This is a genomic window from Enterococcus sp. DIV1279b (assembly GCF_050531515.1).
Taxonomy (GTDB): Bacteria; Bacillota; Bacilli; order Lactobacillales; family Enterococcaceae; genus Enterococcus_D; species Enterococcus_D casseliflavus.
Window position 1 is genome coordinate 404,995 of record NZ_CP172891.1, and the last position, 25,902, is coordinate 430,896.

The window sequence follows — 25,902 nt, forward strand, 5'->3', positions numbered from 1 at the left end:
CGAAACTGTCAGTCTTTTTAATCAAAAAAATAGCCTACCCTTTAAAAAAAGGTAGGTTATTTTCATCTTTTTAACTAATTTAGGCTGAAACAGGGTCTTTTTTGAACCACGACCATAGCAAACCGATCAAAAATCCGATCGCAGCCGGTACGACCCACCCCATCCCGATTTGGAAGAAGGGCAGATAATCTGACGCAAAAGACAAGATTCCTTGCACGAAAGCGTTGTTGGTAATCAGTGCGGGACTTGCATTTAAGCCGTCGATGATTGCAGCGATCAACGTGAAGTATGTCGTCATTCGGTAGACACTGGCACGATGATGAAACAAGGGACTGATGATCGCCAACAAAATCAACGTGATCGCCAGTGGATAGATAAACATCAAGACTGGAATAGAAAACTCGATGATATTGGTCAAGCCGACATTGGCGAAGATCGCTGGCAAGATACTTGTCAAAGCGATAAAGAACCCGTAGCTTTGCTTGGGAAACAATCCAGCAAAGGTTTCGGAAAAAGCCGTGATCAAACCAATGGCAGTTTTTAAACAAGCGGAGATAACGATCAAAGTCAACAGCAGACTGCCAACAGTGCCAAGGTAGTGGTTGGCGATTTGTGCCAAAGCGATCCCCCCGTTTTCGCTGATAGGAAATTGCCCTAGACTTTTGGTTCCCATATAAGAAAGTAAGGTATAGATGATCCCCATCAACACGATGCTGACAGAACCAGAAAGGATCGTGTCTTTTGCGACCGTCGTAGGTTTTTCAACCCCCATATTGCGAATCGTCGAGACGATGATGATCCCGAAGGCTAAAGATGCCAGCGCATCAAGGGTATTGTAGCCGTTGGTGAAACCAGTAAAGAAAGCATCGCTTTGATAGCTAGGATAGATCGGCGCATCGCTGATGGTTCCTAGAGGTTGCCAAAAAGCAAAAAACAGCAAAACGCCTAGTAAGACCAGAAATAATGGATTCAAAAATTTCCCTACATAATCTAAGATTTTGCTTGGTTTACGAGAAAACCACCAGGCAGCGCCAAAGAAGAGGGCAGAAAACAACGCCAATAACCAAGTTTGCATGTCAGATGAAACATGGGGAGCGATCCCGATCTCATAAGAAGTGGTAGCCAAACGGGGCAAAGCAAAGAACGGCCCGATCACTAAATAAAGCAAAATCGTAAAAATAAGTGCGTAGCGGCGATTGATTCGAGAAGCTAATTCAAAAACACCGCTGCTCTGGGAAACCCCAATGGCGATCACCCCTAAAAACGGTAAGCCGATCCCTGTTACTAAAAAGCCAAGATTGGCCAAGCCGACATTCGCACCGGCTTCTTGTCCCATGTGGACTGGGAAAATCAGATTTCCCGCACCAAAGAAAAGACCAAAAAGCATTGATCCAACATACATATAATCCTTAAACTGTAACTTTTTTTCCATAAATGAAAGCTCCTATAATTCCTTAGTTTTAAAAAAAATAACAAAGTTTCTAACAAATAGCAATGGTTTTTTGTGATTTTTTGATAAATTCTGACAATTGTTGTTTAGAGAATAAAAAAACACTTAGCATTAAATTCTTCCAAGCGTACTGAAAAAGGACGAAAAAGCTCGGAAGAAGACCGCTAAGTGTTTCAAGACAGAAAATTAATTCAACACACGGGAAAGGAATTCTTTGGTGCGCTGTTCTTTTGGATGAATAAAGATATCTTCAGGTGTCCCTTGTTCGGCAATGACACCTTGATCCATAAAGATGACCCGATCAGATACTTCTTTGGCAAAGCCCATTTCGTGGGTAACGATCACCATCGTCAAGCCAGTATGAGCTAACGTATTCATGGTTTTCAACACTTCACCGACCATTTCTGGATCCAGTGCAGAAGTCGGCTCATCAAACAACATGACATCGGGATTCATCGATAAGGCACGGGCAATGGCTACCCGTTGTTTTTGTCCGCCTGAAAGCTGGGAAGGCTTGGCGTTGGCATATTGAGCCATACCGACTTGCTCCAGATTTTCTTTGGCAGTCGCTTCTGCTTCTTTGCGATCACGTTTCAAAACAGTGACTTGTCCCGTCACGCAGTTTTCTAATACATTCATATTGTTGAATAGGTTAAAGGATTGGAAAACCATTCCTAGATGTGTACGGTATTTCGGCAAGTCGTAGCCTTTTTCCAGCACATTTTCACCTAAGTAGATGATTTGCCCACTGGTAGGTTTTTCTAACAAGTTGATGCAGCGAAGAAGTGTGGATTTTCCTGAACCAGAAGAACCGATGATCGTGACAACTTCTCCTTTATTAACAGACAAACTGATGTCTTTTAAGACTTCGTTGTCGCCAAAACTCTTTTTTAAATGGTCAATTTCAATGATTGCTGACATGTTCTGCCTCCTTATTCGTTCGGGTTGATGTCTTCTAATTTGACATACGCACTGGGACCATCCATTTTGCGTTCAACAAAGCGCAAGATCTGGGTGGCACTGATGGTCAAGACTAAGTAGATCACACCGATGATCGCAAATGTTTGGAAGTATTGGAAGTTCGTTCCAGCGGCTGATGTACCTTGGAAGAAGAGGTCCGCAACACTGATGACACTTAAGACGGCAGTATCTTTGATATTGATAATGATCTCATTTCCGGTAGCTGGTAAAATATTGCGCATTACTTGCGGCAACACGACTTTGATCATGGTTTGCCAATGGGTCATTCCGATGGCTTGAGCTGCTTCAAATTGGCCGTCATCTACAGCAAAAATCCCTCCACGAACGATTTCAGACATGTAGGCACCCGTATTGATAGAAACGATCAGCACAGCTGCCAGCGTGCGATTCATGGAGACACCAAAGGCTAGAGCCGTTCCGTAGAAAATAACCATTGCCTGAACCATCATTGGGGTACCGCGGAAAACTTCGATATAGATGGTCAGCAGGCCGTTGACGATTCGTTGGAAGAAACGTCCTACTGGATTTTCTGAAAGCGGCAGTGTCCGGAAGATACCGACTAAAAGACCGATGATCAATCCGATGATCGTTGAAAGGATCGCGATGAATAAGGTCAAGCCAGCGCCTCGTAAAAAGAGCATGCCGTAATCATCAATGATTTTTTTGAAATCAGCGATCAGACCTTGATCCGCCGTTTCTCCGCTGGCATCTGCAGGCTGATCTAAGACTGCTTGATCCATCAGGGAAACCCGTTCTTCTTCAGAGATTCCTGCAAGGATCTCATTGACTTTTTCAACATCGGGATCGCCTTTGCGCATCCCGACTGCTACTTGGACGTCTTCTGGATTGGTTTCAAAACCTGCTCCTTCATCGAACTCGACCATCTTCAAATCAGGATTTGCTCCGACGGCAGTGACGCCTTCTGGTCGTTCGCTGACGTAGCCGTCAATGATGCCCGAAGCTAAAGCAACGCGCATGGAGGAGAAGTCCCGCATGGCTTGTTCTTTTTGGACCTCAGGGATTTGATCAATGACCGTATAATGGAAGGTATTCAGCTGAGCAGTGATTTTTGCCCCCGAAAGATCGGCGAGACTTTTGGCATCGGCGAATGCCCCATCTTTACGTACTACGACCACCAAGTCGGATTCATAGTAAGGATCAGTAAAATCAATTTGCTCGCGGCGTTCGGCCGTTGGTGACATACCAGCGATGACGGCATCGATAGTCCCCGCCTGTAATGCTGGCGGCAGACCGTCCCATTGGGTTTTAACGATCACTAATTCCTTGCCTAAACCTTCAGCGATTCGTTTGGCGATCTGGACATCGTAACCGCCGGCAAACGCCGAGCCTTCTTCCCCGGAAATCGGCACGGCACCATTGGCGTCCGTCGTTTGCGTCCAGTTGAAGGGGGCATAGCCTGCCTCCATACCGACACGGAATTGTTCCGCAGGCGTTTGGTCATCCGCTTGCACGGTTAGGGGCAGCTGAATGAGGGTTAGACAGAGGGCGAAGACCGCCCAGATCCAATTATTTTTTTTCATTTTATCTCTTTCCTTTCACGAGTTGGACAAGCAGGTAAGGATGAAAAAGCAAAAAAACAGCCGTACTCCATGATTGGAAAACGGCTGTTGACAGGTCATCGTCGACAAACCTTTCACAAAACATAGCGCAACTTAGACAAGCTAAGACAGTCCGCAAATTGTTCATTTGCGGCCCAACAAAATCGATGCAAGCAAAACCGATCTTGTTTCGGCGATGTTCCCTAGCTCTGCTGTAAACGTGTTGCTTCACTCAGCAGGATTAATGAACCTCGCGACCTCTACCTAAATGTTAAAGGGTACTCGTATTTAATTTGATTCTTCTCAGAGTTTAGAAGAAAAGCACCCAAATGTCAATTCTTTTTAACAAAAAAACGACCATTTCCCTATTTTTATCAAAGAGAAAGCGGATCGTTTTTACGAGTGTCTATTGGAACCCTTAAGCGACTTTCGCTTTTGGTTCACGGCCTAAAACAGCTTGGATGACTGTCAAGCCAAGCAATAAGCCAAGTGCTAGATAGATGAGGCTTGAGTATTGTGTAACGCCCCAATCTTGTCCTAAGGTACGGTAAACCACAAGGACGATGGCTTGAATGATTGCTGTGATGACATTTAAAAAGCCGAATGCCCATAAATTGCCATTTTCTTTACGTGCTAAATAGAAGATAGAGAAATATAAGCTGACTGCCAACCAACCGAAACTGATAATGATCATTGCCCAATAAATAATAGCTGCTACCAATGTATTTCACCTCACTTTGATTCGTGACTAGTTTACCACGTTTTTTGTTCCTTGTCATGAAGGAATCTCTTTCTTTGTGAGGCAAAAAACAAAGAGCAAAAGCTGCAGCAAAATGATCGTTTGCTATATTTATTGCTAGAGGGGTTGCTGCCAAAGAGGGATTTTCTTCAAAAGGTGCATTTTCAGCTGTGTATAATAGAAATAAGTTGTTTTTTTGCAAAAAACTACGAGTTAAGAATCAATTAATAATTAGTTAATAGCTGATTTAGATCTGCTTGCTAGAATGATCACAGAAGCAAGCAAGGAGGAAGTAGAAATGGAAAATGTTCTTAAAATCAAAGGATTAAACAAGCGTTACGGCAAACAGCTGGCGCTGCATGATGTCGATCTAACGATCGCCAAAGGAGATATTTATGGATTGGTAGGGAGAAATGGTGCTGGGAAGACGACCTTACTAAAAGCGATCGTGCAGTTGATCCAACCCACCAGTGGCAGTCTGCAGTTGTTTGGTGTTGAAGGCGGCAAAGCATACATCCAGATGCTGAAACGGGTCGGTAATGTGATTGAGACCCCAGTCGCTTACGACCAATTGACCGCAGAACAAAATTTGAACTATTATTGCAAAATCAGCGGGGTGGTGGAACCTGATGCCGTTAGTAAGGCACTGGCATTTGTTGGTTTGACCAATGTCGGCAACAAGAAATACCGTGATTTTTCTTTAGGGATGAAACAAAAACTGGGCTTAGCGATTGCTTTGTTGAATCAGCCAGATTTTCTAATTTTAGATGAACCGATCAATGGCTTGGATCCTGTCGCGATCGTTGAATTTCGAGAGCTGCTTTTACGATTGAATCAAGAACGCGGCATGACGATTTTGATCTCCAGCCATATTTTAGAAGAGTTGTACTTAGTGGCTACACGCTTTGGGGTCATTAGTGAGGGGCGTCTGATCAAAGAGATGACCAAACACGAATTCGATCTGATGGCGAAACGGTTTATTCAATTAGAAGTCGATGATGTAGCCACAGCTAGCCGCTTACTGGACAGTCAGCTGATTTCTGAATATAAAGTTGTCAGTGACCACAAGATCCACATCTACCAAGAAAATGTATTGATTCGTGATCTAATCCGTCAATTGGTTTATGAAGGGATCGCTATCGACCAGATTTCTTTTGAAGGGGAAAACCTAGAGTCGTATTTCAAAGAGTTAGTGACAAGTGAAGGGGGAAATTAAGATGTTGAATTTTATTCGAGCAGATTTGTATCGTTTATCTAAAAGTAAAAGTTTTTGGATCACAGAAGGAATTATTTTATTGTTGGTGATTTTAGCGGTTGTTTCAAATGGTGACGTGGGAGTCACCCTGGGAGATAGTACGCAAACCACAGGCAGCCTTGCCGAAATGACGGGCTTTCTTGCGATCCAGACCAGCCTGTCTTCCATGTTATTGTATTATTCACTGCCGTTAGTGATGCAAGTTTTAGGGAGTGAGTACACGAAAGGGACGATGAAGAATATCATTACCGTCGGTGTTTCTAAACCCGCCTATCTCTTTGGAAAATTCTTGGTGTATGCGTTGGTACTTGTCTTGCAAATTTTGGCTATTTGCTTAGTGAGCTTTGTTGCTGGAACGATCATTGGCGGTACCGGCTTTGAAGACATCTCTCAGCTAGAAAACTTAGTGTATTATTTCGCTGGCTTTGTATTGATCTTATTGGCTACCTCATCCTTTGCCTTGTTGGTGTTGTATTTGACCAAAAATACAGCAGTCAGCGTGTTGGCGACGATCTTTATTCCGATGGGCTTTGCGATTGCACGTTTTTCTTTGCCAACCTGGAAATTCTTAGAATACTTGGATTTCCAAGGCGGATTAGAGATGGTGACTATGACCACTTTCAAAACGTGGGAAATGGTTCAACCAATTTTTGTTGGGAGTCTGATTAGTTTGTTGCTTTGTCTTTTGGCTGCACATCTGGTGTTTAAGAGACAAGAATTATAAAGAAAAGAAAAACGTCCAACAGGACCGACCGCAAAAGGTCAGACTGTTGGGCGTTTTTGTCCGTGTAGCCAGTGTTTAATGGGACTTAGCAGACTGCTGCCAAGCCAAAGTCAAACGAAACGTCTCTTCGGTTGTATCCAATTGAATCTTGCCCTCTAATGCATGAGTCAATGCCGCGATGATATACAGACCAAGTCCAGCTTGCTGTTTGTGCCGTGAAAGGTCTTCCGTATAAAAGCGGTGAGTCAATTTTTCTGGGTGCTGAATCGGTGTCCTCAGCTGATTTTCCTGTTGGAAAACGATGCGGTCTCCTTGTTGTTTCAAGCGGATCGTTCCCGTTTCATTGCCATGTTCCAGCAGATTACCAAGGACATTTTGAAAAATACGCTGCCAACTTTTTTTATCTGAAATGATCATGATATTGGGTTGGATCGCAACCGTCAGTGATAAATGGTTTTCCTCAAAAGAAGGATAGAGTTGGAGCAGTTCCTCCTCCAGCAAACGAGAAAGATCGAATTCTTCTAAGGTCAAAGCCAGTTGATTGTCTTTGAGGCGCTGATAGGTCAATAACTGTTCCAGATGATTTTCGACTTTTTCTAGGTTACTGCTGACTTTTTCCAACAGCTGCAGCTGTTGGTTGTTGAGGGTCGTATCGGCTTGCAGCAGTTGTGTGTAGCCGCTGGCGACCGTTAAAGGTGTGCGCAAGTCGTGAGAGATATTTTGAATGGCTTGTTCCAATTGCTGGTTTTCTTGCAGCATTTGATAGTGCTGCTGCTTATTTTTTCTAAGTATCTGATTGTTTAACAAGGCGATCGCTTTTAAAGCGGGCACTCGGGTCTGCAAATGGATCTCTTGATTTGTTTCGATTTCGCTGATTCTTGCTAATTGTTGGTGGTACTTTTTCAGATCATACAGTAAAAATAGCCAGTAACCGATCAATAAAGCAACGATCAAGGCAGCGAAAAACTGAAGTATATGCATGGGGTTCCTCCTTTTAAGCTAACTTGATGCCGATACCCCAGACAGTATCGATATACGCTTCCTCTGGATCGAGTGTTTTGATTTTGCTGCGTAAATGGCTGATATGGACATTGATCGTGTTTTCTTCGCCGTAATAGGGTTCTTGCCAAACAGCTTCATAGTGCATTTCTTTCGTATAAACTTTTTTGGGGTTGGCTAAGAGCAGGGAAAAAATTTCAAACTCCTTTTTCTTCAACTGAACCGTTGCTTCTCCTCGTTGCAGCTGAAACGAGTCAGGCAACAGTTGAATGTTTTTATACGAGAGGCTGCTGGCAACAGGAGGGGCTTGTTTATTTGTGCGCAACTGAACAATGATACGGGCTTTTAATTCTTCGACATTGAAGGGTTTGGTCAAGTAATCATTGGCACCCGCCAACAAAAGGGTGGAAACATCAGCTGGTTCATCTAAGGCAGTCAAGATAATGACGGGTACCGTAGAGGTTTGGCGAATCTCTTGCAAGACTTGTGTCCCATCTTTACCAGGGAGCATTCGATCTAGCAAAATCAAGTCGAAAGCATCTTGCTGAAAAAGTAGCAGACCTTCCGTGACTGAATAGGCTTGCTGGACAGTATAGTCAGCTGCTAAAATAGTAGCCAACATTTCGCTGATCTCATTGTTGTCTTCGATAATCAAAATTTTCATTTGGTTTTCCCATTCTCCTTGCATTTGTTGCATCTATTATAAGCAATTCCGCACGAAAAAGCATTAGTTGCTTTTAAAAAAGAAAATGGTTGATTTTTCGCAAAAACGGTTCTTTTTCGGTTAGAATAAGAGAAAAGCCATAAAGGAAGTTAGAACGATGAAGGTATCTATTGAGCAAGCAATCGCAGCGGTCACCGCCGCATCATCCGTGACCTTTTTGACGGGGGCTGGTGTTTCGACCCCATCGGGCATTCCTGATTACCGTTCCTTAAAAGGGGTCTATCAAGGAGTGGCACAGCCAGAGTATTTGTTAAGCCATGACTGTTTAGAAAACGAACCGGAGACATTTTATCAATTCGTCAAGCACCTCTACCATCCTCAAGCACAGCCTAATATCATTCATCAAAAAATGGCTGAGCTGCAAGCGAAGAAAACCGTCTGGGTCGTTTCGCAAAACATCGATGGCTTGCATGAAAAAGCAGGCAATCACCAAAGAATCGATTTTCACGGCTCCTTGTACAACTGTTATTGCCGAAAATGCGGCAATTCGGTACCTTGGCAAGCGTATTTGCAAGATTGGCACCATGCAGGGTGCGGTGGTCAGATTCGGCCAGCGATCGTGCTTTACGGGGAAGGATTTACTGATGAAACCATTGAAGGAGCCATTCAAGCCGTTGCTCAAGCCGACCTGACGGTGGTCGTGGGGACTTCGCTGCAAGTCTATCCTTTTGCAGGGCTAGTCGATTACAGCCAGCAGGTGTTGGTCATCAATAAGGAACCATTGGCGATCCCGAATGAATATGGCATGTTGACCGCAGCAGCCGAAACGTTTTTCCAGAAAATTGAATGAAGGAGTTTATGATATGACACAACGTACCGAAAAAGAGAAAATGATTGCTGGCGAATTGTACTTTTCCCCAGATCCAGAATTGGTGGCAGATCGAAAATATGCCCGTGAACAAATGAACCTGATCAACCAAGAAACTGATACAAAAATCAAAGAGCAGTTACTAAAAGAAACTTTCGGCTCTGTGACTGGTCGAATCTATATCGAACCGAATGTCCGCTTTGATTATGGCTACAATATTTCTGTCGGCAAAAACTTCTATGCTAACTACGACTGTGTGCTATTAGATGTTTGTCCAATTACCTTTGGTGACAACTGTATGCTGGCACCCAATGTTCGGTTGTTTACGGCGACTCATCCATTACATCCGGTCAAACGAAATAGCGGCTTAGAATTAGGGGCACCGATCGTGATTGGCGATAACGCGTGGATCGGTGGCGCGGCCACGATTTTGCCAGGGGTCCGCTTAGGCAACAATGTCGTGGTGGGGGCTGGCAGTGTCGTTACCAAATCATTCCCCGACAATGTCGTGCTGGCGGGAAATCCAGCACGGGTCATCAAGACGATCGACTTAGAAGAAGAAAACAACCAGCAAGATCCCTTGGCTGTTCAGCGGGCAGCGATCGATGACATTGATTGGCAACTCACGCATCTTTTGGAAAAACGTATGAGCACGGTCAACGAAATCGTACAATTGAAGAAAAGCAGTCAATTGCCAGTATTAGATGAAAATCGTGAAGAGAAAGTGCTGGAAAACATTCGGCAGGCGATTTCTAATCAAGCCTATGAAGAAACGATTTTGGCTATGTTTCAATCAATTATGAACCACTCAAAAACCTATCAAGAGAATCAATTGGAGGAATGAGTATGGATGGAGGAACACGTCGAGAAAACATTTTAGCGGCATTGAAGCAAGCGGACAAAGCGATCAGTGCCAGCAAACTGGCAGAATCCCTCGGAGTCAGCCGTCAAATCATCGTTGGAGACATTGCCTTATTGCGAGCAGCTGGTGAAGCGATTGTGGCTACGGCTCGCGGCTATCGTCTGCAAGCGCTGTTGGATGAGGCAGGACATGTAAGTAAGCTAGCAGTGCAGCATCGACCTGAACAAACGGAAGAAGAATTGCGCATCTTTGTCGCTTGTGGTGTGGAAGTGGTCGATGTCATCGTTGAGCATGAGATCTATGGAGAGATCACTGGCAATTTGCAGATTCAAACAGACCAAGACGTGACTGATTTCATCAACAAAACCAAACATGCAGAAGCCCGCTTGCTCTCAGATTTAACCAATGGGGTACACTTGCATACGTTGCGCTACACCGATCCTGCGGCTCTGGAAAAAGCCAAACAACAGTTAGCAGAAAAAGGCATGCTCTATCAAAATTGAGGCGTAAACCATTCTGGCAAGGACGCTTTGCGGAAGTCTTGGCAAATCCTCAGATGAAAAAATTGTGATTTTTTGTTGACAAGGCGTTCATTTTCCAGTAAAGTACTCTTCAACAAGAATAATGAATCTGTTGAGAAGGAAAGTAACCGCGGATACTTCAAAGAGAGACTCTGGTTGGTGGAAAGAGTCAAGTCAGAAGCGATGAAAAATGGCCTTGGAGGATTGATTGTCGATAAGTAGGCAATCACGGATGCGCACTATCGTTACAAAGTGCACCAATCTCTAGCACGACTAGACGTTGGGTTGAGGGAAGGGAAACCTTCTAAACAAAAGGTGGTAACACGAGTATTCGTCCTTTTACTAGCAAACGCTGGTAAAAGGACTTTTTTTATACCCAAAATCAAATAGCACCACACACGAAGAATTGGTAAGTACAAAAGCACGTTTTTTCAACAGAGAGCTTCGGTAGCTGAAAAGAAGCATCAAACGACTTTTAGAAAATGGCCAAGGAGTGATTCGTTCCGAGCAGTAGTTTGCAAGGCGACGACGGTAGCGACCGTTATCTGGCTAGAGTATGATCGTACTCGAAAAGGAGCTGTATGTGAGTGCAGCTTAAACTGAGGTGGTAACACGCAAAAAGGCGTCCTCAAACAAGTCACAGGTGACTTGTTTGAGGATGCCTTTTTTTTATTGAAAAAGACAAGAACTAGGGGGAAGACGATGATTTCATTAAAAGACATATCAGTAACATTCAATCAACCAAAGAAACCCGCGATCCAAGCGGTCAAAAACGTATCGATCGAGATCGACAAAGGGGACGTTTACGGCATCGTGGGCTACTCAGGCGCCGGGAAAAGTACACTCGTCCGTGTGATCAACTTATTGCAGCGCCCAAGTAGCGGCAGCGTCGTCGTCAATGGTACCGAGCTGACCACGCTTTCTGCGAAAGCCCTGCGAGAAAAACGGAAAACGATCGGAATGATCTTTCAGCACTTCAACTTGATGGACAGCCGCAATGTTTTTGATAACGTGGATTTCTCCTTAAAATATGGGGGACGGTCCAAACAGGAACGTCATCAAAAAGTAACCGAGCTGTTAGCATTGGTGGGATTGGAAGAAAAAGCCCAAGCGTTTCCTAGCCAACTATCTGGAGGACAAAAACAGCGGGTCGCGATTGCCAGAGCGTTAGCGAATGATCCAGAGATCTTGCTTTGTGATGAAGCAACCAGCGCCCTTGATCCGAAAACGACCTTACAGATATTGGCTTTGTTGAAAAAATTAAATCGAACCCTCGGCTTGACTATCGTGATCATTACTCATGAGATGCAAGTCGTCAAAGAAATCTGCAACAAAGTGGCAGTGATGGAAGACGGCGAAGTCATCGAGCAAGGTTCAAGCGTTCAGATTTTCAGTCAACCAGAAAAACCATTGACCAAAGATTTCATCCGAACGGCGACGCACATCGACCAGGCCTTAGAAACGATCCTTGGCAGTTCGAAGTTTTCTTCCTTGGCACCAAATGAATGGCTGGTGGAGCTGTCCTACGTTGGCGATCAAACCAATGAACCACTGATCGCCCAATTGTACAGCCGCTACAAAGTGACCACCAATATTCTTTACGGCAACGTGGAGATCTTGCAAGAAGTGCCGATCGGCAGCTTAGTCGTTAGCTTATCTGGCGAATACCATCAGCGTAAACATGCCTTAGAATACTTGAAGGCTCAAGGAGTTTACACCAATATTTTAAAAGAAAATCATGCAGAACCCTTAAACAATGTGATTAAAGGAGGATTTTAGATGGCTGCCTTATTAGAAAGATATTTTCCCAATGTTGTTGCGATCCAAGATGAATTTGTGACAGCAACGATCCAAACCTTGTATATGGTTTTTTGGACCTCTTTGATTGCGGGCATCTTAGGTATCTTGTTAGGGATCGTCTTGGTAGTAACTCGACCGAATGGGATTTTAGAAAATCGACCGCTCTTTGAATTTCTCGATAAAGTCATCAATGTGGTCCGCTCGATCCCCTTTATTATCTTATTGACGTTACTAGGAACCTTTACCCGATTCCTTGTTGGAACGACCATCGGCGAAACAGCAGCATTGGTTCCTCTGATTGCTGGGATCATCCCCTTCTTTGCTCGGCAGATCGAGATCGCCTTGCTAGAAGTTGACCCCGGTGTCGTAGAAGCAGCTGAAGCGATGGGCACCAGTCCTTTCGGTATCATTTTTCGGGTCTATTTACCAGAAGGCGTGGCGGGAATCATTCGGGTCTCTGCATTGACTGTGATCAATGTGATCGGATTGACCGCCATGGCAGGAGCTGTTGGCGCTGGTGGTTTAGGCAACTTAGCCATCACCCGCGGGTACAACCGATTCCAGACCGATGTCACGATCATGGCGACCTTGATCATCTTGGTATTCGTTTTTATCAGTCAATTTGTCAGCAACCTACTCATTAAACGAGTATCACACTGACCACTACTTACGTACAAATAAAAAAACAAGCAAGTCTATGGAGGAAGCAAAAATGAAAAAAATCGTACAATCAATCGTTTTAGGGGCAGCATTATTCTTTATTACAGGATGCGGAAACAATGGCAGTGCCGCAGCCAATGACCAAGAAGAAGTGACGGTGAAATTAGGGATGATCGGGGCGGACACCGACGTCTGGGATGATGTCAAGGATCGTTTGAAAGACGAAGGCATCAATTTAGAATATGTCCAATTCTCTGATTACAATCAACCCAATGCAGCTTTAGCTGATGGGTCCATCGACCTTAATTCATTCCAACACCAATTTTTCTTGGACAACTATAATGAAGAATTTGGTACTGATCTCGTATCGATCGGCAATACAGTCAATGCGCCATTAGGCATTTATTCCGACAAAGTGACGGATGTCAACGATTTGGCGGAAGGAGCTAAAGTTGCGATCCCTAATGATGTGACCAATGGTGGTCGGGCATTGCTTTTATTACAATCAGCTGGATTGATCAAAGTGGATGAAGCAGCCGGACAAACACCAACGGTCGCGGATATTACAGAAAATCGTTTGAACTTAGAAATTTCAGAACTTGATGCAGCGCAAACCGCCCGGGCACTTTCGGATGTCGATGTTTCGGTCATCAATAGCGGCATGGCGGTGGATGCAGGATTTGTACCAACCGAAGATGCGATCTTTTTAGAGCCTGTTGATGAAACGGCCCGTCCTTACGTCAACATCATTGCCGCCCGTAAAGAAGAGGAAGACAATGAAGTTTACCAAAAAGTGGTCGCTGCTTACCAAACAGAGGATACGAAAAAAGTCATCGAGGAAACGTCAAAAGGATCAAGCGTTCCTGCTTGGGAAACCTTTGGGGCAAAATAAGCACCATGTAATTTGATAAAAAAACTGAAAAAGCATGTATAAAAAGGAGAGATTTGATTATGACAACAGCAACTATTACGAAAGCAGCCATCAAACCATTTATCCAAGAGCGTTTAGCCGCTTATCAAGCCTTGGCATTAGATATCCACAATCACCCAGAAGTCAGCAACTATGAGTTTTATTCAGCCGATGCCCTGATCGCCCAATTAGAAAAAGAAGGCTTTGCTGTCAAAAAGGATGTGGCAGGCCATCGCACCGGCTTTGATGCCCGCTATGTCAGTGGAAAACCGGGTCCGACGATTGCCTTTTTAGCCGAGTATGATGCGTTACCTGGCATCGGTCATGCCTGCGGACACAATCTCTTCGGGACTTATTCCGTCTTAGCTGCCAGTGCTCTGCAACCTTTCATCGATGAGCTAGGCGGGGAGATTCGAGTCTATGGGACGCCAGGAGAAGAAGGTGGAGAAAATGGTTCCGCTAAAGGCAGTTTTGTCCGTGAAGGGTTCTTCGATGATGTCGATGCCGCTCTTTGTGTCCATCCAGCCCATCGCTATGGCAAAACGACGGCTTCATTAGCCAATGATCCAGTGGATATCAAGTTCTATGGTCGGGCTTCCCATGCGGCAGCGGCACCAGAAGAAGGCATCAACGCGTTAGAAGCATTGCTGCAAGTCTTTAACGGGATCAATGGGTTGCGCCTGCATTTACCAAAAGACGTCAATATTCATGGTGTGATCACCGATGGCGGCGTGGCAGCCAATGTCGTGCCAGAATATGCAGCCGGTCGTTTTTATTTACGAGCTGCCAATCGAGCAACCTTGAATGATGTCTACGAGAAAGTCGAAAACATCGTAAAAGGAGCAGCTTTAGCTACGGGAGCGACCTATGAATTTGGTTTGTTCCAAAACTCCGTCGACGATGTGATCGTGACACCAAGTTTTGATGAGATCTTCTTCGCCCATGCCCAAGAAGCGGGCGTACCTGCCGATGAGATCGATACGGAAGCCAAAACAAGCCTTGGTTCGTCTGATGTCGGCAATGTCAGTCAAGTGATCCCGACGATCCAACCCACCGTTTCGATTTCAGATGACTACATTGCGGGTCATTCGGAAGAATTCAAAGCCGCTGCCAAGAGTGAAAAAGGCTTGCAATCGATCGCCATCGCGGCGGAACTTTTAGCGCTGACGGCATTAGACCTTTTTGAACAGCCAGCGTTATTAGAAAAAATCAAAGCCGATCATCAAGAAAGCCTAGCGAAAGGCAATTAATGCCAAAACCGTGAAGGAAGATAGTCAATAGTATAGAAAAAAAGTCTCTGCCGCAAAATGTCGGTAGAGACTTTTTAGTTAGTCGATGACTAAAATGCCTTCTTTCAATGAAAAAGGATTTTGTTGATTGATATGATCGTAGAACATGACCCCGTTCAAATGATCGATCTCATGCTGAACGACGATCGCAGGATAGTTCTTCAAACGAACTTTTTTCTTTTTGCCGTTGATGTCGTAATAGCTGATCGTGATCCGGGCATGGCGTACCACGTAGCCAGGGACTTCACGGTCCACGGACAGACAGCCTTCGCCTTCACCCAAACAAGCTTCTTGCACGGAATGACTTAAAATTTTGGGATTGTATAGAACATCTTTAAAATCAGGTTCTGTTTTTTCTGGGTCGCTGCTAGGGACGAGGACCGCTGTGATTCGTTTTGAAATATCTAATTGAGGAGCTGCTAGACCAACGCCGCCTCTTAATTCAAGTTCTTCTGCCTTGACTGGATCTTGGCTATTTTCTAAAAAGGTCATCATTTCTTTTCCCAGTGCGATATCTTCTTCGCTCAAAGGAAAAGGTACTTCTTTTGCTACTTCACGCAAGGTTGGATTGCCTTCGCGAATAATATCATCCATTGTAATCATTGATGATGTGATTCCTCCTACTATGTAAAAATGACGAAAGCAAGTTTCGTTCCTAATAAAGTGTACCATAAGTGTAGAAAGAAGGGCATAAGAAAGTTTAAACGGTAAAGCTTTCTTATTAAATGAAATAATATTTCTATATTAATGATTTAATTATGAAATATAGTTGCGAATGGGAAAAGAATCAGTTATAATGCTTTTATAGAAAACGGTATCACGAAAGTGACCCATCAAGGAGGCAAAGAGATGTTCGGCTTTTCTGTATTTATGAACGAAGACTTGACGGCAGCAGAACTTGAGCAGATGACTGCGATGGCATCAGGCTTTAAAGGGATTTTCACCTCCATGCACATACCAGAAGATGATCGCAGTACTTATCGGCAGCGTTTGACGGACTTGGGAGGTTTCGCAAAAGACCATCAGCTGTCTTTAATGGTAGATATTTCTGGAAACGCATTAGCAGAAGCGGGCTTTTCCATCGACAATCTGGCGGAACTAAGGGAGATCGGTGTCACTGGTTTACGAATGGATTATGCGATCGACAATCAGCAAATCGCAGCTTTTTCAAAAGAAATGACCATCAGTTTGAATGCCAGTACATTGACGGAAAAAGACATTCGAGAGCTGCAGGCGTATGGAGCCGATTTTACTCGTTTGGAAGCTTGGCACAATTATTACCCCCGACCAGAAACGGGACTGGATGTTGGCTGGTTTCAGGAGAAGAACCGCTGGTTGAAAGCACAAGGCTTTTTCGTCCAAGCCTTTGTTCCAGGGGATGCCAAGAAACGCAGACCGTTATTTCAAGGATTACCCACACTGGAAAGACACCGCAACTGGTCGCCTTTTGCCGCAGCGATCGACTTATTGGCAACTGGCTCAGTCGATGCTGTTTACATTGGCGATGGCATGGTTTCTGAAAAAAGTGCCCAGCAGTTTGCGACGTATCTGCAAGAAGCGCGGATCGTTTTGCGGGTCAAAGATCTTGGTTCCACTTACTTTGAACACGTCTTAGGGAATCACCAAAATCGTTACGATGAAGCTCGGGATGTCTTGCGCAGCGCCGATGCCCGTTTCAATGCCATTCCAGAAGTCACACCTGAACTTAGCCAAGAGCGGCCAGTGGGGGCTGTGACGATCGATAACCAAGAGTACTTGCGCTATATGGGAGAGATCCAGGTGTGCAAACGACCTTTGCCGACAGACCCAAAAGTCAACCTCGCCGCTCAGGTGATACCAGCCGATCTGCCGTTGATCCAACAAATCAAAGCAGGGATGCGATTTAAATTAGAAAGAGATGATTCCGATGAATAAAATCAATTTAGACAAATTAACGACCGAACGACGCAACAGTGAAACGAGCAATTTAGATGAAATGACGATTTTAGAAGCGTGTCAAAAAATGAACCAAGAAGATCAAAAAGTTGCCTATGCGGTGGAAAAAGAAATTCCTAGTATTGAAAAAGTGATTGAACAAACCATCGTCGCTTTTAAAAAGGGCGGACGCTTGATTTATCTTGGCGCTGGGACAAGTGGTCGATTAGGCGTCTTGGATGCGGCCGAATGTGTCCCAACCTTTGGGGTATCACCTGAGATGGTGGTCGGTCTGATCGCCGGTGGCGAAGAAGCGATGACGGTCGCTGTCGAAGGAGCAGAAGACTCCTTAACGCTAGGCAAACAAGACCTTGTCGATTTGAAGTTGAACCAAAATGATATGGTGATCGGGATCGCTGCCAGTGGCAGAACCCCTTACGTGATTGGGGCGCTTGACTATGCCAATGAGCTCGGTGCCACAACGGCTACGATCGCTTGTAATAAAGACGCGGAGATCTCTCAGCATGCCAGCTTTCCAATCGAGGTCGATTGTGGACCAGAATTTCTGACAGGTTCGACTCGCTTGAAATCTGGGACTGCCCAAAAACTGATTTTGAATATGATCTCGACGTTATCGATGGTAGGGATCGGCAAAGTCTACAATAATTTGATGGTCGACGTGAAAGCGACCAACGAAAAATTGGTGGAACGCTCAAAACGGATCATCATGCAGGCGACTGAAGCTGATTATGAAACAGCCGCCGCGGCATTTGAAGAAGCAGATCAGAATGTCAAATTGGCGATCGTGATGCTGTTGACTGATAGCACGAAAGACGAAGCACAAGCAAAACTTGCCACGGCACAAGGGTTTGTCAAAACGGCGTTAGGAGGAGAAAAGTAATGGCAAAAGAAACACTGACGGTAGAAGAGTTAGCGGAGAAGATTTTTCAAGAAGCCGGCGGAATGGACAACGTAGAAACAGTCAATCACTGTATGACTCGCGTACGAATGACCGTCCGCGACCACGACAAGGTCGATCAACAAGGGTTAAAAGAGATTCCCGGTGTAATGGGTGTGGTCAATGATGAGCAGCTGCAAGTCATTATCGGACCAGGGAAAGTCAACAAAGTAGCCAATGCAATGGTGGCAAAAGCTGGTGTTGATCTAGGGCAAGAGATCCCACCGCAAAAATCAGGCAAAGAGGCGTTATCAGAAAAAACGGCAGAGATGAAAGCAGCCCAAAAAGCCAAACAAAAATCATCACCATTAAAGTCGCTGCTGAAAGATATTTCTAATATCTTTGTTCCAATGATTCCAGCCTTCGTTGGTGCAGGACTCGTCGCAGGGATCGCTTCTGTCCTGACCAATATGATCACGGCTGGCCGATTAGATGGAGATACTTGGAATTATTATGTCATGATTTTAAACGTCCTCAGAAATGGGATGTTCACCTATTTAGCGATCTTTACTGGGGTCAATGCAGCGCAGGTCTTTAAAGCCAATCCAACCCTTGGTGGCGTGATCGGTTCGATCATCTTGCTGACAGGTATGAACCCAGAAGCCCCGATCCAAAACTTGTTCACTGGCGAAGCTTTAGCTGCCAACCAAGGAGGGATCATCGGTGTGATCTTCGCTGTATGGCTTTTGGCGAAATTAGAGGCAGTGCTGCATCGAGTGATTCCTGAAGCGATCGATATTATCGTGACCCCGACGTTGTGTTTGCTGATCATCGGTTTGACGGAGATTTTCTTGATCATGCCATTGGCAGGTCTGATCTCTGACAGCTTAGTCGGTTCGATCACTTGGGTCTTGAACGTGGGCGGTGCTTTCTCTGGGTTTGTCTTAGGGGCGGCCTTCCTACCAATGGTCATGTTTGGTTTGCATCAAATTTTGACCCCGATCCACATTCAAATGATCGAAGCAACAGGCAGCACGCAATTATTACCGATCTTAGCCATGGCTGGTGCTGGTCAAGTCGGTGCAGCTTTAGCCTTATGGGTACGACTACGTAAAGACAAAGAGCTTTCTGAAATGATCAAAGGTGCATTGCCAGTTGGGATCTTAGGCATCGGCGAACCATTGATCTATGGAGTGACGTTGCCATTAGGTCGACCATTTATCACTGCTTGTATTGGTGGTGGGATCGGTGGTGCGGTCATTGGCGCTTTGACAAATATCGGCGCAACGGCGATTGGACCATCAGGGCTAGCTTTGATCCCCTTGATTGCCAACGGCCGTTGGATGGGCTATATTTTCGGCTTGTTAGCAGGCTATGCTGGCGGCTTCGTTGCCACCTACTTCTTTGGGATTCCGAAAGATCGCTTAGAAGCAGTCAAAGAAAGCGAGGCAGAAGAAGCAAAACCAGCTGCAACCGTTACTGTGCAACCGCAACCAAAAGAAACGAGTGAAACGGCTGCAAAGGAAATGACAGCAAATCCATCAAAAGAACCGATCGATACCCCTTTATACGCAGTAGCCACAGGCACGACAAAAGCGATCAGTGCATCAAGTGATCCGGTATTTTCGCAAAAAATGATGGGCGACGGGTATTTCGTCTTGCCAGACAATGGTGCGATCTATGCACCAGCAGCAGGAACCGTCACGACGATTTTTCCCACGAAACATGCATTGGGGATCAAGACTGCCAGCGGGCTAGAGATTCTGCTGCACATGGGTGTTGACACCGTCGAATTGCAAGGAGCACCTTTTGAGATCCTGGTGGAGGAAGGCCAAGCCGTGACACCAGCTACCCAAGTTGCCCAAGTCGATTTGGCACAGTTGACGGCTAAAGGCAAAGCTTCTGAGATGCTCGTGATCATCACCAATATGGAGCAAGTAGCCAATATCGAAGGGTTACCAGGAACAGAAACAAAAGCGGGTCAAGCCGTCATGCATGTGGCAACGATAAAATAATGTTAAAACCTCTATCGGATAAAGATAGAGGTTTTTTTTAAGAAGTTACTAAATAGATTGCGAAAAATTTTCCTTTATGTTACAGTTTCGTTACAAGGGGAGTGTTCCCATTCGAGGAGGCAATGAGGATGAAAAAAATAATTTGGTTCGGACTAATGACGCTGGCTTTTTCACCACTGATGGTTCATGCAGATGAAACAGCTACGAGTGAAAGTGGCAATCAGGCTGCCGTTAGCGAGACGCTTTCATCAGAGGAGCAATCAGGAACGGATCAGACACAAGCTGCTGTCCAAGAAAGTACAGTAGAAAATCAAGAGACGGATCAATCCGCTGCTTCAGAAACTACGACTACCGAGAATCAAGAACCAGTCGATTCCGAAGCTGTTATTGCCTCGATCCAAGCAGAGACGGGGACGCAAGATGTCAGTGAGATCAACACGTTAGCCGATGAACCTAGTTCGCTGCGTAGCGCCTTAACCCAAGGGATCACTGAAGGAAGTGTGACCGCATTTACCCAAGAACAGTTGGACCAGTTGACAGATGAAGAATTGACCAATGGCAATCGTCTGGCGCTACGTTATTCCAGTGATGCGATGGGCTTTGATATTGCTTACTTAGCAAAAATCATCGGTGCCTTGTTTGTCGATCAGACGTTATCCTGGGAAGCCATTGAGCCGCAACTGGCTTTTGATGCAAATAGCTACGCCAGTTTTGCTGACTTGATTCCTGTTGTGGATCAGCTGCAAGAATATTTACGGGTCGTCTATCCAGCAGACGGAGTCTTTTTACATTTGAATCAAGCCGTTTCCAACGAATGGATGATCTCAATTTTGACCAATTTAAATCAGATGGAACAAGAGATGCAAGTCGATCCAGATGCCTTTGTCCCAGGACGGATCTCTTATATCATTCAAGCGGCAAATGATTCCATGTATCTGCCTACAGGCACGCAAACGAGTACGTCTGAAGAAGCGACCGCAACATCGACGAGTGCTCAAGAAACAGCGACAACGACTTCTTCGAAAGAGGCCAACGCTACTGCCGATGGTGAAAAAACATTACCTAAAACCAATGAAGCGCCAAGCTATACCTTACTGATCGCAGGTGTTATCCTGCTGCTGATCGTTTTCTTGATTCTATGGCGCCGCAAGAAAAAATGATTGTTATTTATAATCGTCAGAATGAAAAAATAGCAACCTTCGTTTTCCATCAGGGAAACGAAGGTTTTTTGTTTTCAGAAATTTCATTGGTTATTTCTTTTCAAATAACGCCCTTTATAAAAAGACCAGAATCGATTCCTTCATAAAAAAGTCAAATTTAAATTCTTGCATTCTCTGGTGAGGGGTGTATAATGACACAGTGTCATATGACAACGTGTCATATCGAGAGCTGTGATTTATTTTAAATTAGAAAGGAGTTGCTTGTGATGCCGACCGATACATTTTTTCACTTGCCGCCAGAAAAACAAAAGCGCATCTTAAATGCGGCGAAAAAAGAATTCTCAAGACTGCCGCTGAAAGACGCCTCGATCGCCAACATCATCAAAGATGCCGAGATTCCTCGCGGGAGTTTTTACCAATACTTCGAAAACAAAGAAGATCTTTATTACTATTATTTCCATACGTTGAAAAAAAATAGTCAGCGAGATCTGCTGAAATCGATCCAACATGAAAACGGGGATCTGTTTGCGGGGTTCGAATGGTACTTTTCACGGATGATCGCCGAGGTTTTCAAAGGCAAAAACGCAAACTTTTACCGCAATTTATTTATGAGTATGGATTATCGTTCCTTCCATAAAGTCGTGCCAGAGATGCAGCACAAGATGCATCAAGAAAACAAAGCCGATCGGCAGAAGCAGCAAGCCATCTTTTTGTCAGAGGTCGACAAAGATTTATTGAAAGTCAAAGACGACCATGAGTTGAAAATGCTGATCCAGCTGCTGATGCATACCGTCTTTTCGACGATTGCCGAAGCCTATCGCCAATCAGCGTTTGATCCAGACTATGATCCTGCCGAAGCGATCGCTGATTTCAACAGTAAAGTCCGCTGGTTAAGAGAGGGCGCAAAAAAAGAAAGAGGGGAAACCTATGATTAAGCTGATAAAACGCGTATCCGTCATTTCTATAATCATGGCAGTGGTGTTTATGGTGATCCAAGTCGTTTCTGATTTGTATCTACCGACATTGACTTCCAATATTATCAACAATGGGGTGGCGACAGGCGACATTGATTACATTTGGAAAACCGGCTTTTACATGATCGGCTTTTCATTGATCAGTATCATCGCCGCTTTAGGAAATACGTATTTCGCAACAAGAGAATCACAAAAATTAGGACAAAAACTACGTTCGGACATTTACCAAAAAGTTGAGAATTTTTCTTCTCGATCGTTTGATAAATTTGGGACCGCATCATTGATTACAAGAACCACCAACGACGTCAACCAAATTCAAATGGTGACGCAAATGTTTTTACGTATGATGATCAATGCACCGATCACACTGATTGGGGCGAGTTTCTTGGCCTATCAAAAAGATGCCCAATTAACCCGAATCTTTTTAGTCGTTATTCCTATCATGCTAGTATTGGTCGGCGGTATTATGTATTTTGCCGTTCCTTTATTCAAAAGTATGCAAAAGAAAACCGACCGTTTGAACTTAGTCTTTCGTGAAGGCTTGACGGGGGTCCGCGTTATTCGGGCATTTGACAAGACGGATTATGAAGCGAATCGCTTTGATGAAGCCAACAAAGATTACACCCACACCGCGATTAAAGTAAACACCATCGTGGCATTGATGATGCCATTGATGACGTTGATCATGAGTGGGACGAACATTGCCATCACATGGTTTGGGGGTCATTATATTGCCGAAATGACCTTAGAAGTCGGAAACTTGATTGCGTTTATGACCTATGCAATGCAAATTTTGATCAGCTTTATGATGCTGTCCATGATCTTCGTGATGGTGCCAAGAGCCCAAGCATCAGCTGATCGGATCAACGAAGTCTTAAATGAAGAAGATGAAATTCTCGATCCAAAAACACCAGCGACATTGAGCTTACAAGGGGACCAAGCAACCTTGGCCTTTGACCATGTGGCGTATCGCTACCAAGGCGCTGAGAAATTGGCGTTGGAAGATATCGATTTTCAAGCAAAATCTGGTGATTTTGTTGCCATCATCGGTGGGACGGGCTCAGGGAAAACGACCTTAGTCAATCTCTTGCCTCGTTTGTACGATGTGGAGTCTGGTGCAATCAAAATCAATGGGGTCAATATTGCAGAAGTCACCCAGCACAATCTACGAGAAGTCGTGGGCTTTGTTCCGCAAAAAGCGGTACTGTTTTCTGGTACCATTCGTGAAAATATGAAATACGGAAAACCCGATGCATCAGATGAAGAAATCTGGCAAGCACTAGAGATCGCCCAAGCCAAAGATTTTGTCTCCGAACTGGCAGATGGCTTAGATAGCCGTGTAGAACAAGGCGGCGGCAACTTCTCTGGTGGACAACGTCAACGTTTAGCGATCGCTCGTGCGTTAGTGAAACAAGCAGATGTCTATGTCTTTGATGATTCCTTCTCCGCACTGGACTTCAAAACCGATGCCAACTTACGAGCAGCGCTGAAACGCGACATGCAAGACAGCATTATGGTCGTGGTTGCCCAACGGGTCAGCACCGTCATGGATGCCGATACGATCTTAGTATTGGATGAAGGAAAACTCGTAGGAAAAGGAACCCATGAATCATTAATGGCAGACAATGAAACCTACCAAGAAATCGTTTCTTCACAATTGAGAGAGGAGGATCTTGCATGAGTGAAAAGAAAACAACAACACAACACCGTGGCGGACCAATGGGCGGCGGTCCAGGCCGTAACATCGGTGCCAAAGGACCAAAACCAAAAAACTTTTGGGGGACGGTCAAACGGCTTTTCGGGTACATGTCGAAACGCTCCATCGCTATCATTGCCGTCTTCGTTTTAGCGATCGCAGCCGTGATCTTCCAAATCCAAACACCGAAAATTTTAGGGGAAGCGACCACTGAAATTTTTAAAGGTGTCATGATCGGTGCGCAGCAGATGCAAGCCGGCCAACAGGTAACAGAATTTCCTATCGATTTTGAGAAAGTTGGTCAAATCATTTTGATCGCGATCGGCATGTATGTGATTTCAGCCGTCTTCAACTTTCTACAACAGTTTATTATGACCCGTGTCTCGCAACGGACGGTTTATGAGCTGCGTCGTGACTTAGATGAAAAAATGAACCGCTTGCCGATTTCTTACTATGATACTCACTCAAATGGGGATATCATGTCACGGGCGATCAATGATATGGATAATATCGCAAGTACCCTGCAACAAAACTTGACCCAATTTATTACGAGTGTCGTGACCTTTATCGGGGTTTTGTGGATGATGCTGACGATCAGTTGGCAACTGACTTTGGTTGCTTTAGCAACGGTTCCTTTAAGCTTGATCGTCGTGATGATCGTCGCACCAAAATCGCAAAAATTCTTTGCGGCACAACAAAAAAGTTTAGGATTGCTCAATGACCAAGTCGAAGAAACTTACGGCGGTCATACCGTTGTCAAAACCTTCAACCATGAAGCTGCCGATCAAGTCGTTTTTGAAGAAGAAAATGACCGTCTGTATTCCGCTGGTTGGAAAGCCCAATTTATTTCAGCGATCATTATGCCCTTGATGAACTTCATTAAAAACTTAGGCTATGTCTTCGTGGCTGTCCTTGGTGGGATCAAAGTGGCGAATGGGAACATGACGTTAGGGGATGTGCAAGCATTCTTGCAATACACCAATCAATTCTCTCAACCAATCACTCAAATCGCTAGCTTACTAAACACCATCCAATCAACCGTTGCATCTGCCGAACGGGTCTTTGAAGTCTTGGATGAAGAAGAAATGACTGATGAGCCTTCTGGATTGCCAGTGGAAGACAGTGAATACAAAGTTCGTTTCGATCATGTTCAATTTGGTTATGCGCCAGACAAATTATTGATGACCGATTTTAATCTGGATGTCAAAGCTGGTGAGATGGTGGCTATCGTAGGACCTACCGGCGCTGGGAAAACCACGCTGATCAATCTCTTGGAACGTTTTTATGATGTTTCTGGCGGTAGCATTCGTTACGATGGCAAAGATACCCGAGACTTGACTCGTGATGAGTTGCGTAGTAATATCTCGATGGTGCTGCAAGATACGTGGTTGTTTACTGGTTCCATCTATGACAACATTCATTATGGAAATGAAAAAGCAACCAAAGAGCAAGTGATCGCTGCGGCGAAAGCTGCCCATGTGGATGATTTTGTTCGCAAATTGCCAGAAGGCTATGATACGGTCTTGAATGAAGAAGCCAGCAACATCTCCCAAGGTCAACGTCAGCTGATCACGATCGCCCGCGCCTTCTTAGCGGATCCCGACGTTTTGATTTTGGATGAAGCAACTTCTAGTGTCGATACGCGGACGGAAATCTTGATCCAAAAAGCAATGGGTCGTTTGTTAGAAAATCGGACCAGCTTTGTGGTTGCTCACCGTCTCTCTACGATTCGTGATGCTGACAATATCATCGTGATGAATCACGGGTCCATTGTTGAGACTGGAAATCATGAGGAATTGATGGCACAAAACGGTTTCTATGCAGACCTGTATAACAGTCAATTTTCAGAAGAAGTGGCGTGATCCACTGTTTGTAATGAAAGAAATTCTTCCCCAAATGATGATAAACAGACCGCCAAAGGTTGACTGAAAGAAAGCAGTGATTGTCACTGCTTTCTTTTTTTA

Annotated in this window: 23 protein-coding genes, 1 riboswitch and 1 other annotated feature; of the genes, 16 read left to right on the top strand and 7 right to left on the bottom strand. The window is 44.7% G+C overall.

Features of this window, described 5'->3' with window-relative positions; genetic code table 11:
* Nucleotides 1-79 precede the first annotated feature (79 nt).
* The 4 genes from brnQ to IGI71_RS01935 all read right to left on the bottom strand — a co-directional run bounded on the left by brnQ (nucleotide 80) and on the right by IGI71_RS01935 (nucleotide 4,711).
* The gene (brnQ, locus tag IGI71_RS01920) at nucleotides 80-1,432 is read right to left on the bottom strand and encodes a branched-chain amino acid transport system II carrier protein (RefSeq protein WP_081116168.1); all 1,353 of its coding nucleotides are present in this window, start codon (nucleotides 1,430-1,432) and stop codon (nucleotides 80-82) included.
* Nucleotides 1,433-1,636: 204 nt separating this feature from the next.
* The gene (locus tag IGI71_RS01925; protein ID WP_005227196.1) at nucleotides 1,637-2,371 is read right to left on the bottom strand and encodes an amino acid ABC transporter ATP-binding protein; all 735 of its coding nucleotides are present in this window, start codon (nucleotides 2,369-2,371) and stop codon (nucleotides 1,637-1,639) included.
* An 11-nt stretch (nucleotides 2,372-2,382) separates the two neighbouring features.
* The gene (locus IGI71_RS01930) at nucleotides 2,383-3,972 is read right to left on the bottom strand and encodes an ABC transporter permease subunit (protein ID WP_016609561.1); all 1,590 of its coding nucleotides are present in this window, start codon (nucleotides 3,970-3,972) and stop codon (nucleotides 2,383-2,385) included.
* A gap of 115 nt (nucleotides 3,973-4,087) precedes the next feature.
* A riboswitch (Lysine riboswitch) is annotated at nucleotides 4,088-4,261 on the bottom strand.
* 147 nt (nucleotides 4,262-4,408) lie between these two features.
* Nucleotides 4,409-4,711, bottom strand: coding sequence for a hypothetical protein (locus tag IGI71_RS01935; protein ID WP_005227198.1), 303 nt, complete (start codon nucleotides 4,709-4,711; stop codon nucleotides 4,409-4,411).
* 316 nt (nucleotides 4,712-5,027) lie between these two features.
* Between IGI71_RS01935 and IGI71_RS01940 the strand changes: the two genes are divergently transcribed.
* The gene (locus IGI71_RS01940) at nucleotides 5,028-5,945 is read left to right on the top strand and encodes an ABC transporter ATP-binding protein (RefSeq protein ID WP_010748672.1); all 918 of its coding nucleotides are present in this window, start codon (nucleotides 5,028-5,030) and stop codon (nucleotides 5,943-5,945) included.
* A gap of 1 nt (nucleotide 5,946) precedes the next feature.
* Nucleotides 5,947-6,708 carry an ABC transporter permease gene (locus IGI71_RS01945; RefSeq protein WP_010748673.1) on the top strand — a complete coding sequence of 254 codons (762 nt, stop codon included), beginning with the start codon at nucleotides 5,947-5,949 and terminating at the stop codon, nucleotides 6,706-6,708.
* A 75-nt stretch (nucleotides 6,709-6,783) separates the two neighbouring features.
* Here IGI71_RS01945 and IGI71_RS01950 read toward each other — a convergent pair whose 3' ends face one another.
* On the bottom strand, nucleotides 6,784-7,689 hold the full coding sequence (locus IGI71_RS01950) for a sensor histidine kinase (protein ID WP_015508849.1): 906 nt from the start codon (nucleotides 7,687-7,689) through the stop codon (nucleotides 6,784-6,786).
* 13 nt (nucleotides 7,690-7,702) lie between these two features.
* Nucleotides 7,703-8,371 carry a response regulator transcription factor gene (locus IGI71_RS01955; protein ID WP_428210831.1) on the bottom strand — a complete coding sequence of 223 codons (669 nt, stop codon included), beginning with the start codon at nucleotides 8,369-8,371 and terminating at the stop codon, nucleotides 7,703-7,705.
* Between the two features lie 157 nt (nucleotides 8,372-8,528).
* Between IGI71_RS01955 and IGI71_RS01960 the strand changes: the two genes are divergently transcribed.
* The 7 genes from IGI71_RS01960 (at nucleotide 8,529) to IGI71_RS01990 (ending at nucleotide 15,242) form a co-directional block, all read left to right on the top strand.
* On the top strand, nucleotides 8,529-9,221 hold the full coding sequence (locus IGI71_RS01960) for an NAD-dependent protein deacylase (RefSeq protein ID WP_081116171.1): 693 nt from the start codon (nucleotides 8,529-8,531) through the stop codon (nucleotides 9,219-9,221).
* Between the two features lie 13 nt (nucleotides 9,222-9,234).
* The gene (locus IGI71_RS01965; RefSeq protein WP_005227205.1) at nucleotides 9,235-10,083 is read left to right on the top strand and encodes a chorismate mutase; all 849 of its coding nucleotides are present in this window, start codon (nucleotides 9,235-9,237) and stop codon (nucleotides 10,081-10,083) included.
* Nucleotides 10,080-10,604, top strand: a complete 525-nt coding sequence (locus tag IGI71_RS01970; RefSeq protein WP_005227206.1) for a transcription repressor NadR — start codon at nucleotides 10,080-10,082, stop codon at nucleotides 10,602-10,604. Before IGI71_RS01965 ends, IGI71_RS01970 begins: the two co-directional genes overlap by 4 nt.
* A gap of 121 nt (nucleotides 10,605-10,725) precedes the next feature.
* Nucleotides 10,726-10,964, top strand: a binding site (T-box leader).
* 360 nt (nucleotides 10,965-11,324) lie between these two features.
* Nucleotides 11,325-12,401, top strand: a complete 1,077-nt coding sequence (locus IGI71_RS01975; protein ID WP_010748679.1) for a methionine ABC transporter ATP-binding protein — start codon at nucleotides 11,325-11,327, stop codon at nucleotides 12,399-12,401.
* Nucleotides 12,402-13,082, top strand: coding sequence for a methionine ABC transporter permease (locus tag IGI71_RS01980; RefSeq protein WP_010748680.1), 681 nt, complete (start codon nucleotides 12,402-12,404; stop codon nucleotides 13,080-13,082). It abuts the gene before it with no gap.
* A 52-nt stretch (nucleotides 13,083-13,134) separates the two neighbouring features.
* Nucleotides 13,135-13,974 (top strand): MetQ/NlpA family ABC transporter substrate-binding protein, encoded by an 840-nt coding sequence (locus tag IGI71_RS01985; protein WP_010748681.1) that lies wholly within the window; start codon nucleotides 13,135-13,137, stop codon nucleotides 13,972-13,974.
* 59 nt (nucleotides 13,975-14,033) lie between these two features.
* Nucleotides 14,034-15,242, top strand: coding sequence for a M20 family metallopeptidase (locus IGI71_RS01990; protein WP_010748682.1), 1,209 nt, complete (start codon nucleotides 14,034-14,036; stop codon nucleotides 15,240-15,242).
* 78 nt (nucleotides 15,243-15,320) lie between these two features.
* On the opposite strand, the gene def is transcribed toward IGI71_RS01990, so the two are convergent.
* Nucleotides 15,321-15,884 (bottom strand): peptide deformylase, encoded by a 564-nt coding sequence (gene def / locus IGI71_RS01995; protein WP_005227211.1) that lies wholly within the window; start codon nucleotides 15,882-15,884, stop codon nucleotides 15,321-15,323.
* Nucleotides 15,885-16,130: 246 nt separating this feature from the next.
* On the opposite strand from def, the gene IGI71_RS02000 reads away from it, so the two are divergent.
* The 7 genes from IGI71_RS02000 (at nucleotide 16,131) to IGI71_RS02030 (ending at nucleotide 25,800) form a co-directional block, all read left to right on the top strand.
* A complete protein-coding gene (locus tag IGI71_RS02000; protein ID WP_010748683.1) occupies nucleotides 16,131-17,195 on the top strand; it encodes a DUF871 domain-containing protein in 1,065 nt (354 codons plus the stop codon).
* Complete coding sequence (murQ, locus tag IGI71_RS02005; RefSeq protein WP_010748684.1) at nucleotides 17,188-18,096, top strand: N-acetylmuramic acid 6-phosphate etherase; 909 nt, start codon at nucleotides 17,188-17,190, stop codon at nucleotides 18,094-18,096. The genes IGI71_RS02000 and murQ overlap by 8 nt, the downstream gene beginning before the upstream one ends.
* Entirely contained in the window at nucleotides 18,096-20,108 is a 2,013-nt protein-coding gene (locus IGI71_RS02010; protein ID WP_010748685.1) for a glucose PTS transporter subunit IIA, read from the top strand. The genes murQ and IGI71_RS02010 overlap by 1 nt, the downstream gene beginning before the upstream one ends.
* Before the next feature lie 128 nt (nucleotides 20,109-20,236).
* Entirely contained in the window at nucleotides 20,237-21,268 is a 1,032-nt protein-coding gene (locus tag IGI71_RS02015) for an LPXTG cell wall anchor domain-containing protein (protein WP_010748686.1), read from the top strand.
* 266 nt (nucleotides 21,269-21,534) lie between these two features.
* A complete protein-coding gene (locus tag IGI71_RS02020) occupies nucleotides 21,535-22,203 on the top strand; it encodes a TetR/AcrR family transcriptional regulator (protein ID WP_005227217.1) in 669 nt (222 codons plus the stop codon).
* Nucleotides 22,196-23,923, top strand: a complete 1,728-nt coding sequence (locus IGI71_RS02025) for an ABC transporter ATP-binding protein (RefSeq protein WP_005227218.1) — start codon at nucleotides 22,196-22,198, stop codon at nucleotides 23,921-23,923. Before IGI71_RS02020 ends, IGI71_RS02025 begins: the two co-directional genes overlap by 8 nt.
* A complete protein-coding gene (locus IGI71_RS02030; protein WP_005227219.1) occupies nucleotides 23,920-25,800 on the top strand; it encodes an ABC transporter ATP-binding protein in 1,881 nt (626 codons plus the stop codon). Before IGI71_RS02025 ends, IGI71_RS02030 begins: the two co-directional genes overlap by 4 nt.
* The last annotated feature ends 102 nt before the right edge of the window (nucleotides 25,801-25,902 follow it).

Coding starts and splice junctions, on each gene's coding strand:
- brnQ (WP_081116168.1), bottom strand. CDS start 1,432: ATGGAAAAAAAGTTACAGTTTAAGGATTATATGTATGTTGGATCAATG.
- IGI71_RS01925 (WP_005227196.1), bottom strand. CDS start 2,371: ATGTCAGCAATCATTGAAATTGACCATTTAAAAAAGAGTTTTGGCGAC.
- IGI71_RS01930 (WP_016609561.1), bottom strand. CDS start 3,972: ATGAAAAAAAATAATTGGATCTGGGCGGTCTTCGCCCTCTGTCTAACC.
- IGI71_RS01940 (WP_010748672.1), top strand. CDS start 5,028: ATGGAAAATGTTCTTAAAATCAAAGGATTAAACAAGCGTTACGGCAAA.
- IGI71_RS01945 (WP_010748673.1), top strand. CDS start 5,947: ATGTTGAATTTTATTCGAGCAGATTTGTATCGTTTATCTAAAAGTAAA.
- IGI71_RS01950 (WP_015508849.1), bottom strand. CDS start 7,689: ATGCATATACTTCAGTTTTTCGCTGCCTTGATCGTTGCTTTATTGATC.
- IGI71_RS01955 (WP_428210831.1), bottom strand. CDS start 8,371: ATGAAAATTTTGATTATCGAAGACAACAATGAGATCAGCGAAATGTTG.
- IGI71_RS01960 (WP_081116171.1), top strand. CDS start 8,529: ATGAAGGTATCTATTGAGCAAGCAATCGCAGCGGTCACCGCCGCATCA.
- IGI71_RS01965 (WP_005227205.1), top strand. CDS start 9,235: ATGACACAACGTACCGAAAAAGAGAAAATGATTGCTGGCGAATTGTAC.
- IGI71_RS01970 (WP_005227206.1), top strand. CDS start 10,080: ATGAGTATGGATGGAGGAACACGTCGAGAAAACATTTTAGCGGCATTG.
- IGI71_RS01975 (WP_010748679.1), top strand. CDS start 11,325: ATGATTTCATTAAAAGACATATCAGTAACATTCAATCAACCAAAGAAA.
- IGI71_RS01980 (WP_010748680.1), top strand. CDS start 12,402: ATGGCTGCCTTATTAGAAAGATATTTTCCCAATGTTGTTGCGATCCAA.
- IGI71_RS01985 (WP_010748681.1), top strand. CDS start 13,135: ATGAAAAAAATCGTACAATCAATCGTTTTAGGGGCAGCATTATTCTTT.
- IGI71_RS01990 (WP_010748682.1), top strand. CDS start 14,034: ATGACAACAGCAACTATTACGAAAGCAGCCATCAAACCATTTATCCAA.
- def (WP_005227211.1), bottom strand. CDS start 15,884: ATGATTACAATGGATGATATTATTCGCGAAGGCAATCCAACCTTGCGT.
- IGI71_RS02000 (WP_010748683.1), top strand. CDS start 16,131: ATGTTCGGCTTTTCTGTATTTATGAACGAAGACTTGACGGCAGCAGAA.
- murQ (WP_010748684.1), top strand. CDS start 17,188: ATGAATAAAATCAATTTAGACAAATTAACGACCGAACGACGCAACAGT.
- IGI71_RS02010 (WP_010748685.1), top strand. CDS start 18,096: ATGGCAAAAGAAACACTGACGGTAGAAGAGTTAGCGGAGAAGATTTTT.
- IGI71_RS02015 (WP_010748686.1), top strand. CDS start 20,237: ATGAAAAAAATAATTTGGTTCGGACTAATGACGCTGGCTTTTTCACCA.
- IGI71_RS02020 (WP_005227217.1), top strand. CDS start 21,535: ATGCCGACCGATACATTTTTTCACTTGCCGCCAGAAAAACAAAAGCGC.
- IGI71_RS02025 (WP_005227218.1), top strand. CDS start 22,196: ATGATTAAGCTGATAAAACGCGTATCCGTCATTTCTATAATCATGGCA.
- IGI71_RS02030 (WP_005227219.1), top strand. CDS start 23,920: ATGAGTGAAAAGAAAACAACAACACAACACCGTGGCGGACCAATGGGC.